Source organism: Bifidobacterium apicola (assembly GCF_042846865.1).
Classification (GTDB): Bacteria; Actinomycetota; Actinomycetes; order Actinomycetales; family Bifidobacteriaceae; genus Bombiscardovia; species Bombiscardovia apicola.
The window spans coordinates 355,537-369,224 of sequence record NZ_BAAFQQ010000001.1; the positions used below are offsets into that span (position 1 = coordinate 355,537).

At 60.7% G+C, this 13,688-nt stretch carries 12 protein-coding genes; 1 reads left to right on the forward strand and 11 read right to left on the reverse strand.

Annotated features, from left to right (window positions below; translation table 11 throughout):
- Positions 1-82 precede the first annotated feature (82 nt).
- A complete protein-coding gene (thrC, locus tag ACGG9J_RS01685; RefSeq protein ID WP_390133038.1) occupies positions 83-1,564 on the forward strand; it encodes a threonine synthase in 1,482 nt (493 codons plus the stop codon).
- Between the two features lie 17 nt (positions 1,565-1,581).
- Here thrC and ACGG9J_RS01690 read toward each other — a convergent pair whose 3' ends face one another.
- The 11 genes from ACGG9J_RS01690 to pflA form a co-directional block, all read right to left on the reverse strand.
- Complete coding sequence (locus ACGG9J_RS01690; RefSeq protein ID WP_390133041.1) at positions 1,582-2,298, reverse strand: ABC-2 transporter permease; 717 nt, start codon at positions 2,296-2,298, stop codon at positions 1,582-1,584.
- Positions 2,295-3,251 (reverse strand): ABC transporter ATP-binding protein, encoded by a 957-nt coding sequence (locus ACGG9J_RS01695; protein WP_390135278.1) that lies wholly within the window; start codon positions 3,249-3,251, stop codon positions 2,295-2,297. The genes ACGG9J_RS01690 and ACGG9J_RS01695 overlap by 4 nt, the downstream gene beginning before the upstream one ends.
- 22 nt (positions 3,252-3,273) lie before the next feature.
- Positions 3,274-3,681: a GntR family transcriptional regulator gene (locus ACGG9J_RS01700; RefSeq protein ID WP_390133043.1), complete on the reverse strand. Its 408-nt coding sequence runs from the start codon at positions 3,679-3,681 to the stop codon at positions 3,274-3,276.
- A gap of 456 nt (positions 3,682-4,137) precedes the next feature.
- Positions 4,138-5,910: a DNA repair protein RecN gene (locus ACGG9J_RS01705; protein WP_390133045.1), complete on the reverse strand. Its 1,773-nt coding sequence runs from the start codon at positions 5,908-5,910 to the stop codon at positions 4,138-4,140.
- Complete coding sequence (locus ACGG9J_RS01710) at positions 5,910-6,848, reverse strand: NAD kinase (protein WP_390133047.1); 939 nt, start codon at positions 6,846-6,848, stop codon at positions 5,910-5,912. Before ACGG9J_RS01710 ends, ACGG9J_RS01705 begins: the two co-directional genes overlap by 1 nt.
- Positions 6,849-6,918: 70 nt before the next feature.
- The gene (clpX, locus tag ACGG9J_RS01715) at positions 6,919-8,232 is read right to left on the reverse strand and encodes an ATP-dependent Clp protease ATP-binding subunit ClpX (RefSeq protein WP_313837373.1); all 1,314 of its coding nucleotides are present in this window, start codon (positions 8,230-8,232) and stop codon (positions 6,919-6,921) included.
- Between the two features lie 145 nt (positions 8,233-8,377).
- Positions 8,378-9,046: an ATP-dependent Clp protease proteolytic subunit gene (locus tag ACGG9J_RS01720; RefSeq protein WP_144086028.1), complete on the reverse strand. Its 669-nt coding sequence runs from the start codon at positions 9,044-9,046 to the stop codon at positions 8,378-8,380.
- 9 nt (positions 9,047-9,055) lie between these two features.
- Complete coding sequence (locus tag ACGG9J_RS01725) at positions 9,056-9,643, reverse strand: ATP-dependent Clp protease proteolytic subunit (RefSeq protein WP_181414463.1); 588 nt, start codon at positions 9,641-9,643, stop codon at positions 9,056-9,058.
- 179 nt (positions 9,644-9,822) lie between these two features.
- The gene (tig, locus tag ACGG9J_RS01730; RefSeq protein ID WP_390133050.1) at positions 9,823-11,199 is read right to left on the reverse strand and encodes a trigger factor; all 1,377 of its coding nucleotides are present in this window, start codon (positions 11,197-11,199) and stop codon (positions 9,823-9,825) included.
- A 49-nt stretch (positions 11,200-11,248) separates the two neighbouring features.
- Positions 11,249-12,535 carry an HRDC domain-containing protein gene (locus tag ACGG9J_RS01735; protein WP_390133052.1) on the reverse strand — a complete coding sequence of 429 codons (1,287 nt, stop codon included), beginning with the start codon at positions 12,533-12,535 and terminating at the stop codon, positions 11,249-11,251.
- A 252-nt stretch (positions 12,536-12,787) separates the two neighbouring features.
- A complete protein-coding gene (gene pflA / locus ACGG9J_RS01740) occupies positions 12,788-13,669 on the reverse strand; it encodes a pyruvate formate-lyase-activating protein (protein WP_015021700.1) in 882 nt (293 codons plus the stop codon).
- Between the last annotated feature and the right edge of the window lie 19 nt (positions 13,670-13,688).

Below are 13,688 nucleotides of genomic sequence, written 5' to 3' on the forward strand. Positions count from 1 at the left end.
AAGGCCATGGTTCGGACCCCTGTACGGGGTAGAATGCCTTGGTAATGATCAGTTCGGCGACATGGCGGAGGGGCAGGCAACCATGAGCACATACCACAGCACCCGAGGCGGCAAGGAGCAACTACAGTCCAAGCAGGCCATCAGACGAGGCTTGGCTCCTGACGGCGGACTCTATGTCAGCGATGAACTGGACGCTCTAACCATCGACCCTGCCTCGGTAGCCGGCCTGGACTACAAGGGCACCGCCAAACTGGTCCTTTCGAGACTGCTGAGTGATTACTCTTCTTCAGAGCTGGACTCCTGCCTGGACGCAGCCTACGGAGAACAGTGGTCCGATCCGGCAATCACCCCTCTGGTGGATCTGGGCGGCAACGACTTCGTACTGGAGCTCTTCCGCGGACCCACATCGGCCTTCAAGGACGTGGCCCTGCAGCTTCTGCCAAGGCTTATGGCCCTGTCCGGGGACGATGGCGAGCGGATCATGGTGCTTACGGCCACCTCCGGAGACACGGGCAAGGCGGCGCTGGCCGGTTTCGCAGACGCGCCGGGCACGGGCATCACTGTTTTCTATCCTCAGGGCAAGGTCAGTCAGATCCAACGCCTGCAGATGGTCACCCAGGAGGGCGGCAACCTGCAGGTATGCGCGGTTCGGGGCAATTTCGACGATGCCCAGTCCGCAGTCAAGTCCATCTTCGCCGACGCTGATCTGGCTCATGAGCTGGGCAAGAAGGCCTCAACCGTTCTCTCGTCGGCCAACTCCATCAATGTTGGCCGCCTGGCCCCGCAGGTCGTCTACTACTTCCGGGCCTACGGGTCCCTTATGGAACGGGGAGTGATCAGACCTGGGGATCCGGTCGAATTCTGCGTGCCCACCGGCAACTTCGGCGATGTGCTGGCCGGATACTACGCCAAGATGATGGGCCTTCCAGTGGCCCGCCTGACCGTGGCCTCGGACCGCAACCGGGTCCTCAACGACTTCCTGACCACAGGCGTCTATGACCGCAACCGCCCTTTCTACACCACCACCTCCCCCAGCATGGACATCCTGATCTCCTCCAACCTGGAACGGATGCTCTACTACATGGCCGACGGCGACACCGAACTGATTGCCTCGCTTATGGCCGATCTGGAATCCACAGGACGCTACCAGGTGCCTGATGCCCTGATGACCAGAATCCGCGGGCTCTTCTCCTGCGGCTGGGCCGACGAGGACCAGGTGGCCTCAGCCATCGGCAACTGCTGGGAGGACCGGGGATACCTGATCGATCCGCACACGGCCTGCGGTTACCAGGTCATGACCGGGCAGACCGACCTGGATTCTGCCGTGCCCCGGGTACTGCTGTCCACGGCCAGTCCTTACAAGTTCCCCCGGGTGGTCTGCCAATCCCTGGGCCTGGAGACCCCGGACAGCGACTTCGACTGCATGGACATCCTGGCCGAGGCTACCAACACCAGGCCCCCCAAGGCTCTGCGCACCCTGGAAAACGCACCTGTGCGCTTCCAGGACTGCATCAATCCAGGGGACATGTCCGACTACGTCCGCCACGTGGTCATGCAGTCCTGAAGCCTGAGCGAATCGGCTCAGATCTCCTTCCTGGCATAGACCTTGCGAGATATGGCTATCGAAACCATATCAGCCGCCAGAATCACCGCCAGCCCGAGGAGCACCGGCCGCCACAAGTCGGATGTCAAAAAACGCATGATTGAATTCCAGACGGCCCCCCAGTCAAAGGGCAGCCAACTACCGACAAGGGCCGTTATTGGTGCCAAACCAAGAAGCGCCAGAAAAGCTATCACGGCTTTGGCCATTTCCAGCCAATAAAACAGGGGCGCAGCTACTGCAAAGAGCAAAGACTCCGACATGAACAATCCCAGAGCAAACAGGACGGTAGCACGCCAATGGTACTGACCCTGCAAAAACGAATCAGCAACGCAGAAATAGAATATTGCATAGCCGCAAGACTGAACCAGGACCAGCAGACTTACAGCAGCATAGCGTCCGAATACCTGGTGATCGCGTGTTATGGGCAGCAGACCGTTCAACCGAATCGCCGCATTGCTGAAATCGACAAACAAACCAGATACCAGGCCTACAATCAGTCCGATTCCCGTGCCGGCCACTAATCCCGTCAACGCAGTCCGTGCATCATCCCCATCATTGCCTGTCAGGGCCATGACCAGGTTCAGCAGGATTCCGATGACGGGCGCAGACAGGAAAATCAGCACACCAACCCAAGTTCTCCCTGCTCCCGAGAAACGTTGCATGTCCAGCCTGATCTGCTCGGCTATCGCCTTCATGACTCCATCTCCTTATTCCTGTCGGTTGCGGCAGGTGAGCCTGCGGTCAGTCTGATGATGTTGTCAAAGTCGGCCCGCTCCACCAGGTAGCGGTCCTCTGAAGGCTCTACGGCGGTTGGGGAAGCCGATGCCAGAAAATCCTTCAAGCGTTCAGTGGGCACCAGAGCCTCGAAGCCTGTGGCGGAGCGCTGCAAGCCCATCAGATGCGGCATTTGCGCTCCAGCCAGATCGTCCGGCCCCCCTCTCACTATCTGAACAGCCTCCATCAACTCGTCCTTGGGGCCGGTGTAGAAGACAGACCCCCGATTGATGTAGGTAACGAAGTCAGCCACCCGTTCAAGATCCGCAGTGATGTGCGTGGAGAAAAGCACCGAGTGACGACCGTCGCCGATGTAGTCCAGCAGAATATCCATGAGCTCGTCCCTGGCCAGGACATCCAGACCACTAGTGGGCTCATCCAGAATCAAGAGCCTTGCATCGTGGCTGAGGGCGACAGCCAACATCAGTTTCATCTGCATGCCACGCGAGAGCTTGCCGATTTTGCGGTTTTCTTGCAGACCGAACCGACGCAGATAGTCCTGATAGCGATCACTGTTCCAAGAAGGATACATGGGTGCCATAACTGGCTCGACGGCCTTGACCTTCCATGTCTCCAGGAAATAAATGGAATCGAAGACCACGCCCAGGTCTGCTTTGACCTCCTCCTCCTGGCTCAAGGGATCACGGCCCAGAATGCTGATTGCTCCGCTGTCTCGGCGGGTCATGTTCAGCAAGAGCCGGATCAGGGTGGATTTGCCTGCGCCGTTGGGGCCTATCAATCCCATGATGTAGCCCATGGGCAGGTCCATGGTGACCTGGTGCAGGCGGAAACCCGTGCCGTCGGCCTTGGCGTAGCTTTTCCCCAGGTCACTGACGCGCAGGGCATAGTCGACATCTTCGCCAGAGGTTGTCATCACCGGTGATGCGCACATGCTGCTATTCCTTTCCTTCTTCGGACGCGGGCGCAGAACCCCTGTTGCCAATCAGGCCGTCGAGCAGGCCGCGAATCCGATCCGGCTCCATGCCGGCCCGACGAGCCGTATCGACTGCCTCGCCTAGCAGGGACTGCACGCGGTTCTCCAGATGCTGCCGCATGACCTGGTCGCCGCTGTCGGCCACGAAGGTCCCCTTGCCTTGGATGTTCTCCACCAAACCCTCTTGAGCGAGTTCGGTATAGGCGCGGGTCACGGTCAGCACGGACACCCTGAGCTCCTGTGAGAGATGTCGCAGGGAAGGCAGTCCCTCCCCCGCTTTCAGGTCTCCGGTCAGGATGGCCGAACGTATCTGGTCCTCGATCTGCCGATAAATCGGCTGTCCGGACAGGGATGAGATGATCAGCTTCATCCAAGCCCCTTTCATTGATGGACGGCACGACCCTGGCTGAGCTGTACCGGTGTTCATATATACATTATAACAGTTCAATCATGGAGACAAACTCCGACCTTGATCTTCCAAGGGGTGGTTCATGGATTGATAGATACGTCTCTAGTGCCGCAATCCCCGGCCGATCACAATTTCAGACAAAATCCATTTGGGCCAGGTCGCCGCCGCATTGTTCATGTCGAGGGCGGATACGGTGCCATCAACGAAAATCCAGCATATTCGTTGACGCACGGCCGCCAACAGCCGATTGCCTACCGTCAAAGCGTCAGAATGAAAAGCATCAGAAGGACAGATGTCGAGCATGCAGCAGCACGGCCGCAAAAAACGACAAAGTCGTCAGCAACAAAGTCGTCGCAACTAGTCAAAGTCGCTGAATCGAGGGACTTCGGCATGGCAAAGTTGAGCCGACAATCAGACCTATCGGGCCTGGAGCCTGCTGGAGGCCAGAAGCTCTTGGGCGTGCTTCAGGGAGGTAGTGGACTCGCTGCCCGCCAGCATCCGGGCGATCTCCCGCTCCCTGTCCTCGCCCTCCACCTGGCGGACCAGGGTCTCTACGGCATCGCCGCCCTCCCGGCCCCTGGCTACGACGAACTGCCGATCGGCCCAGGAAGCCACCTGCGGCAGGTGGGTGACCACGATCACCTGGGCAGTGACCGCCAACCGGGACAGACGGCGACCCAGCTCGACGGCAGCCCGACCGCCGACTCCAGCATCCACCTCGTCGAAGATGAAGGTCATCGTCGGGTCGCCAACCTGGGAATCCAGACCATTATGCCCATCTCCAGCGCCGTCAGATCCCGATGAGGTCCGGCCTTCGGCGGCCACCAGCTCCAGGGCCAGCATGAGCCGGCTGAGTTCGCCACCCGAGGCGCTCTTGCCCATGGGCAGAAGGTCCGAACCCGGATACGGCCTGAAGAGAAAGTCGATCTGATCCAGACCATGCCCGTCCATGTCCTGGTCCTGGCGTGGCCTGACACGGATCTCCAACCCGGCACCCGACATGGCCAGGGAGCGCAATTCGCCGTCGACGAGTTCGCTCAGCCTTCGTGCAGCCTTGCCCCGTGACGCAGACAGATTCCGTGCGGCCTTCAGGGCGCTTCCGCGAAGCTGCTCAACCTGACCTTGAAGCTCCTCCAGCTTCTCAGGTGAGGCATCCATGTCCTCAAGCTCAAACGCAGCCTTCTTGCGCCAGGCCAGAACGTCGTCGATGTCTGGTCCCCAGCGCCGGGTCAGCTCATCCAGATCGTGGATGCGGGCGTTGATCTTGTCCAGATCGCCCTCCTGGCCTTCGTCGTCCAGCTGGCTGCTCAGGGTGAAGACCAGGTCGGACAGGTCGGCATTCAGCGAGCGCAACCGCTGGGCCGACTCCTGAAAGACCCCCTCTACACCGATGCCCTCCAAGGCGGCGATAGCACGTTCTACCAGGGCCGTAGCCGATGGTGAGTCTGCATCCGGGTCAATCTGGCCGGAGTCCAAGACGGATAGTGCGGACATGACTCCCTGACTGATCTGGGCAGCATGCTCGATCCGGTCTCTCTGGGCCTTGAGTTCACGATCCTCGCCGGGATGGGGGTCGACACGGTCGATCCGGGCGATGGACTCGCGAAGATAATCAGCCTGGGCCATAGCGCCAGACTGCTGGTTGCGCAGCTCCTCCAGATGGTCCTGGGCCTGTCGGTACTGCCTCCAGGCCTTGGAAAAAGCCTCCAGCTGCAGACCGTCACCGGCATAGGCATCCAGAAATTCGCGCTGCCGGGCCGGACTGGCCATACGCATCTGATCCGCCTGGCCATGGACGGTGACCAGCATGCCAGCCACCTCCTCCAGCAGACCACGAGGTGCTGTCCTGCCGTTCAGGGCGGCACGGGAACGCCCCTTGACAGGCATGGTCCTCGCCAGGAAGATCTGCCCCTCATCCTCCAAGGGCAGGCCAGCCTCGGTGATGGCAGCGGTCACTGGATTCTCAGCTCCCGCTGTTCCGGCATCAAAAATCCCCTGCACCCAGGACTCATGGGCTCCAGGCGACACCAGTTGGGGGCGGGCAGTGGACCCTGAGATCAGCCTGATGGCGTTGAGCAGCATGGACTTGCCAGCCCCGGTCTCCCCGGTGATGGCCGTCATGCCAGCGGCAGGCCGTAGCAGGGCATGATGGATGGGACCCAGGTCTCGTACTTCCAGCTCTTCCAGCATCAGTGCTCCTTATTCGACTCCTGCGACTCCCCCTGGTCCTGTCCATTCGCAGCCGCCGAGGGGCGATGCTGTTCCCTCCAGCCGACCACCGGCAGGTCGAACTTGGAGACCAGCCGTCTGGTAAAGGGCACCCCGGACAGCCTGGCAAGCCTCAGGATGTCATGGGACTGCCGCACCACGATGCGGGACCGCTTGGGCACAGGCCGTTGACGGCGCCCGTCATTGCAGATCCAGCCGGCCGACTGGGAATCACCCAGAATGTCCAGGGTGAACTGCGACTTCGGGCCGATGATCAGGGATCGGGCAAAGAGGGCGTGGGCAGCTATGGGCACCATCTGCAGCGACTGCGCATCCGGCCAGACGATGGGCCCGCCCACCGAAAAGGCATAGGCCGTCGATCCGGTCGGGGTGGCCACAATCATGCCGTCGCAGCCGAAGGAGCTCATCTCCACATCGTCCACTCGGACCGATACCTCGATCATCTTGCCCCGATCATATCGTTCCAGGGTCATGTCATTAAGGGCCCAGTCGCTCAGTGGTCGATCGGCTCCGGGTATCCACAGGTCCACATGGGCCACCATGCGCTCGTCGATGGAGTAGTCATGATCGGCCACTCGACGAATGGCCTCGCCTATCTGGAAGCTTTCGAATTCCGCCAAGAACCCCACGTGACCCATATTGACCCCCAGGATGGGCACCTGGGTGCCCTTGACCAGCTCCGCAGCACGCAGAATGGTCCCATCGCCGCCCAGAACGATGACGATCTCGGTGTCGTCGGCCACCTGCTGGCTGGGGCTGCCGAACTCCGGGGCGGCGATGTTGTCGACAACCGAGACGCGGAATCCATCCCGGCGCAGCTGCTCCTCGACCTCGTCCACCAGGTGGCCGCTTGCCCGGACCCGGCTGTGCGTGACCACAACAGCGCTACGAGCACCCATGGGTCCTCCCTTCCGGCATCAATGATCATCCTATCGGGCCCGGCCAACAGCGGTGCTCATCACAGCGGGGTCAGGCCAAACGACGACCAGTAGCTGCGGCCATGCCTTGCCCGGTCTCGTAGCGGGGCGATCCCGTCCCGTCCACGGCATCGGCATCCACCACAACACGGGAGACATCCGTCCTGTCGGGCAGCTCGAACATGGTCGCCTCCAGGGTGTGTTCAATGATTCCGCGCAACCCCCGGGCGCCCACCTTGCGCTCCAGGGCGATGGCAGCAACACGGTCCAGGGCGGCATCGGTGAAGACCAGATCGGCCCCGTCATCCAGGAACATGCGCCGGTACTGGTCGACCAGGGCATTGTCCGGTTCGGTCAGCACCCGCCGCAGCTCATGGGCGCCCAGCGGCTCCAGGGTGGAGATGACCGGCAACCGCCCCACGAACTCGGGAAGCAGGCCAAACTGTTCCAGATCCTCGGCCCTGACCTGGCTCATGACCCGATCGTCGGGTACCCTATCGCTCCCCTGAGTTGCCGAGAATCCGCTCTCCCGCAGACCCAGCCGCCGGCGGACTATCTCTTCAAGACCGACGAAGGCGCCGCCGCAGATGAAGAGGATGTTGGCCGTGTCCATGACGACCGTGCGGACATCGCCGTGCCGCCGCGAACCCTGTACCGGCACACGGGCCTGGGTGCCCTCGATGATCTTGAGCAGGGCCTGCTGAACCCCCTCGCCGGACACATCTCTGGTGATGGAGGTGTTCTCGCCAGACTTTCTGGCGATCTTGTCAATCTCATCGATGTAGATGATGCCGCGCTGGGCAAGATCCATGTTGCCGTCGGCAGCCTGAAGCAGCCCCTGCAGGACGGACTCCACGTCCTCGCCCACATATCCGGCCTCGGTAAGGCTGGTGGCGTCCACAATGACAAAGGGGACATTCATGATGGTGGCCAGGGTTCGTGCCAGGTAGGTCTTGCCCACGCCGGTGGGACCCATGAGCAGGATGTTGGACTTGTCCACCTGGACGCGCGGGGCCGCATCCTTGCCTCCAAACGCAGCGTCGGCAATACGGCCTCGGTCTCCCAGGTCCATATTGACGCGCTTGTAGTGGTTGTAGACAGCCACCGACAGGGTGCGTTTGGCAGCCTCCTGGCCTATGACATACCGGTTCAGATAGGCGAATATCTTTGAGGGCGCAGGCAGGGTCACCCGCTGGTCGGCGGCATCCTTGGCCATGTCCTCCTGGATGATCTGGGCGCATAGGCGTATGCATTCGTCGCAGATAGCGCAGGAAGGCCCTTTGACCAGGCGGCGCACCTGGTGCTCGTCCTTGCCGCAGAACTCGCAGCGATTCAGTCCGTCATTGTAGCTGACCACACGGCCCATGGCTCTCCCTTCCCGGAGAATCCGCGAGGATCGCCGAAATCACATTCTGACTGACATCGTCCATGATGCCAAAAACGTCCGGAGGCCGTGGATCCCGAGGATCCGCCGCCATCCGGACGATCAATCTTGCGCGCAGTCACTGGAGCTAATTGCGGTGCTCCAGGACTTCGTCCACCATCCCATAATCCTTGGCCTGCTGGGCGGTCAGAATGGTGTCCACCTCGATGTCCTTGCGGATCTTGTCGACATCCTGGCCGGTGTGCTTGGCCAGGGTCTCCTCCAGCCAGGTGCGCATGCGCAGCATCTCCTTGGCCTGGATCTCGATCTCGGTGGCCTTGCCGAAGTCCTGCTCCATGGCCGGCTGGTGAATCAGCACACGGGCGTTGGGCAGGATCAGCCGCTTGCCCTTGGTTCCGGCCGCCAGAAGAACCGCAGCAGCCGAGGCAGCCTGACCCAAGCAGACAGTCTGCACATCGGGCTTGATGTACTGCATGGTGTCATAGATGGCGGTCATGGCCGTCATGGATCCTCCCGGCGAGTTGATGTAGATGATCACGTCGCGGTTGGGATCCTGGCTCTCCAGAACCAGCAGCTGGGCCATGATATCGTCCGAGGAGGTGTCATCCACTTGGACGCCCATGAAGATGATCCTGTCGTCGAAGAGCCTGGTGTAGGGGTCCTGACGCTTGTAGCCGTAGGGGGTCCGCTCCTCGAACTGCGGCAGCACATAGCGGTCGGTGGGCATGGCGCCCAGACCGCGAGGGCCGGCCAGTCGACGGGCCCGTGCTACGAATTGCGCTTCTTCAGATGCCATGTGGAGTGCTCACTTCCCTTGATCTGCGGTCATAGTGCCGTGGGTGGTCACGATCCGGTCGACGAAGCCGTACTCCAAGGCCTGCTGGGCCGTGAACCAGTGATCGTATTCGTTGTCCCGGTAGATCTCCTCCAGGGTGTGGCCGGTCTGCTCGGCCGTCAGCTGGGAGAGCGTGCGCTTCATGTCCATGATCAATTCGGCATTGATCCTGACATCAGTGGCCGTGCCTCCGACACCACCTGAGGGCTGATGCATGAGCACCCGTGCGTGGGAGGTGACGAAACGCTTGCCCTTAGCTCCGCTGGAGAGCAGGAACTGGCCCATGGAAGCCGCCATGCCGACCGCGACCGTGGCCACGTCGGGCTCGATCAGTTGCATGGTGTCGTAAATGGCCATGCCCGCCGTAATGGAGCCGCCTGGCGAATTGATGTAGAGCCAGATATCCTTCTTGGGATCCTCAGCCGCCAGCATCAGCATCTGTGCGCAGATGACGTTGGCGTTGGCGTCCTTGACCTCGTCCCCCAGCCAGATGATCCTGTCCTTGAGCAGTCGGTTGAAGATGGGATCGGTCGGCGTAGGGGCCTCCCCATCTTCCATCACGGGACTGGTTGCCAATGAGTTGTTCACCCTGTCTCCTTCGATAAACGTATCTGTATTGAGCCTAGCTCCCGCAATCGACGCAACTGCAGTCTTTCCGCTCTTTGCGCAACCGCTACGACAGGGCCGCACCCAGGCTGTTCTGCCACTGGGTGCGGCCCTGTTCACTGCTTTGAAAGCTACTCCTGATCCTGGGAGAGCTGGTCAGCCACTTCAGCCGCAGCCGAGGCAGCCTGGACGCTCTCGTCCTGCTCCTCCTGGGCCTCGGGCTCATCCTCGCCCAGGAAGCGGCTCAGGTCCACCTCCTGGCCATCGGGATCCTTGAAGGTAACAGCCCGCATGCCGGCCAGCATGCCCTTGGAACGGCCGACCTCCTGCACGGCCGAACCCAGCTGGCCGTTGCGGACGATGCCGTTGATGAAGGCGCTGGGATCCATGCCGTACTGCTGGGCGATGGAAGCCAGGAAGTTGGTCACGTCGGCCTGGCTGACCGTGATGCCCAGCTTCTCAGCCAGGGCGTCCAGGGTCATCTGGTCACGCAGCTCCTTCTCGACACTCTTCTCAGCCTCGGCCTTCTCATCCTTGCTGGCCTTGTCGGGATCCTTGCCGGTGTTCTTGAGCTGATCGGTCACCATGGACTGCTTGATGCCCTTGGGCACCGGGATGTCCAGGCCGTCCTGGAGCTTGGCGATGAAGGCGTCGCGTGCGTCAGTGGCCTGCCGACCCTCAGCATCCACCTGGCACTGCTTGCGCACGTCCTCGCGCAGCTCCTTCAGGGTCTCGAACTCCGAGGCCTCCTTGGCGAACTCATCGTCCAGATCGGGAAGCTCCTCGGCCTTGACCGAGTTGACCTTGACTTTGATCTGGGCCTTTTCGCCCTGGTGCTCGCCAGCTTCCAGGGTGCCCTCGAAAGTGGTCTCTTCCCCGGCGGACAGCCCGTCCAGGGCCTCATCCAAGCCGTCCAGCATGGTGTTGGAGCCCAGCTCGTAGCTGACTCCCTGCTGGGAATCCACAGACTTGCCGTCGATAACGGCATCCAGGTCGATGTTGGCATAGTCGCCCTTGGAAGCGGGACGATCCACGCTGACCAAGGTGCCGAAGCGCTGACGCAGATTGTCCAGACGCTTGTCCACGTCCTCATCGGTGACGGCTGGCTTGGGGACCTCGATCTCCATGCCCTCGATCTCGGGCAGCTCGAACTTGGGACGAATTTCAACCTCGGCGGTGAACTTGAGCTTGGTATCGTCCTTGGCTGAGGAAGGCATGTCCTTGACATCGATCTGCGGCTGTGCCATGGCGTGCAGCTGCTTCTCCTCCAGGGCCTTGGAGTAAAGCTCGGGCACGCCGGCGTTGACGGCCTCACCCGCCACGCTGGCAAAGCCGACACGCTGATCGATGATTGGCCCAGGCACATGGCCCTTGCGGAACCCGGGGATGGTCACCTGCTTGCCGATCTCCTTACGGGCCTGATCCAGGTAGGGGTTCAGCTCATCGGGATCGACGGTGATGGTGAGCCTGACCTTGGTGGGCTCGAGGTTTCTGACGCTGATTTTCACGCTGCGCTCCAATTCATCCAAACCGTTTGATCTGCCAGTAAGGCAACCGTTACATAATAGCTCGGGTCAGGGACTCTGACAGAAGTGAAACCTGCCAAGGTCGGGCGCCTTCCTCGCGCAGAAAGTCGGCCACGTCCCGCTTATCCGGCTCGTCAGTCCAGCAAAGGTTGCGCAAATAGCGGGGCTTGATCAAAATCTCGTCAGGGGTGTTGGTCCGACGGCCTACTTCAGCCACCGCCTTGCGGGCTGCCTCCAGCCTGACCAGTCGGTCGGGGTGACGATGCCGCCAGACTTGCATGGACTTGGGGGCGTTGGTCTCTTCAACACGAGGCTTGGGGGGCACCGGCAGTTCTTCGGTAGGCAGACGCAACGCTTCAAGAATGGACTGTTTCCAGACTGAAGGCTTGACCCGTCGCTGGATGGGCGCATAGCGCTCGAACATGCGGTCCTGCTCGCCACCAGTGTGGATCCTGACTCGTTCATTCAAGGACCGAATGGCTCGGAATTGAGCGTTGTTGCGTGGCTTGAGCCTTCCAGCTTCGATTATGGCCTTGTCAGATAGAAGAAGCGTCGGAGCTATGTCGTTGCGCCGGGCCAGCCGATCCCTGGTGGTCCACAGCGAACGTGCCACTGCCAGGCCTCGACGGTCGTTGTGCAGGGCATTGATGTGCGAGATATGCCGCCAGGGCTGCTCAGGCTCCGGCTTGGGTATTTTGCCCTGCTCCAACAGCCAGGCGAATTCTTGCCTGGCCCACTCATCCTTGTCATGACGGCGCAGGTCCTCCAGCTCGCGTGACCGCACCTGATCCAGCAGCTCAACGTCCAGGGCGGCGTAATTGCGCCAATCACGCGGCAGAGGGCGGTAGGACCAGTCTGCAGCAGAGTGTTCCTTGGCCAAGGTCAGTCCCAAATAGTGTGCGGTCACTGCAGACAAGCCGTAATGACCAAGATTAAGCATCCTGGCCGCCAGTTCGGAGTCGAAGAGCGATGAAGGTCTCATGCCCAGTGCATAGAAGCCGGGCAGATCCTGGGGAGAGTCATGAATGATCCATTGAGCGTCCTGGACCGCCCTATTGAATTCCGACCAGTCGCAGCCAGCCTGCACAAGAGCCGGCGGATCCAGCAGGAATATCCCCGCTCCCTGGCGCTTGAATTGGACCAGATAATCAGCGTGGCCATATCGGAATCCCGATGCACGTTCAGCGTCCGCTGCCAGTGCTCCGCTCCCCTGAGAAAGCAGCCGACAGGCCCTGTGGTATCCGACCATGTCATCAATGACCTGCGGTACACCCTGGGCGGGCTCTGAGAGCAGCTGCGTCTGAGGATCCGTGGTCACCTGCGCTTAACCTCTTTTTTCTTGTCGTACATCACGCCACCAGGCCGATCAGGCCCGGAAAACACACGTCTGACAGCATAGTCCATGGTCTCAACCCGATGTCAGCCCTTTTCTGAGCAATCCTCGTCGTTCATTCATTAAGCCAGCCATCCCTGACTAGAGGCGGATTTTCAACTGAGCATGCAAAACTCCCCGCGGCATTCGCCGTGGGGAGTCACGAAAAATATATCCTGGTTTGCTTCTATCTGCGGCTCAGTAGACCACGAATCCGTGGGCCTCCAGCTGCTTCTTGACCCGATCCTTCAGGGCCGCCGAGGGACCTTTGGCATCCTCCAGCGGATAGGGAATGCGCAGCTCATGCCACTTGGGCCGTCCAAGCTGATGGAAGGGAAGCACATCAATGTGCTCGATGGCATCCTTGAACTGTTCGCACACCCGCGCGACGTTCTCGACGTTCTCCTCGGAGTCGGTCAGCCCTGGCACCAGCACGAAGCGAACCCAAATCTTGCTGCCTCGGGCAGCCAGACGCTTGCCGAATTCGATCGTGGGGGCCAGCGTGCCGCCGGTCACCTTCTTATAAGTGGCTTCGTCGCCGGATTTGACATCCAACAGGCACAGATCGATATCGTCAATCATGGCATCGGTGTAGTTACGATTGAGGAAGCCCGATGTGTCCAAGCAGGTGTGGACGCCCATTTCCTTGGCAGCTCGAAAGACCCGTGAAACGAAAGCAGCCTGCATCATGGACTCGCCGCCGCTGAAGGTGATTCCCCCTCCCGTGCTCTTGAATAGATCCTGGTAGCGGGCCACCTTGTCGATCATGGCCTGCAAATATACAGGCTGGCCGTCGCGCATCTTCCAGGTGTCAGGATTCTGACAGTACTGGCACCGCAGGGGACATCCGCTCATGAAAACAGTCATCCTTGTGCCTGGCCCGTCCACCGAGGTGTTGATGTCCCAGGAATGAACAAAACCGATGTCGCCCGTGCGAAGGGCATTCATTCGATCGTGTCGATCCAGTCCAATCGGCGATTCAAACCCCGAAAGGCCGCCCATTAGAGTTTGGCTCTGATAGACCTTGGATTCCTTGAGCATGTGCGGCTGTGTGGTATGGAAGGTGGTGGTCTCCGTCATCGGATCCTCCTGAAAAAGA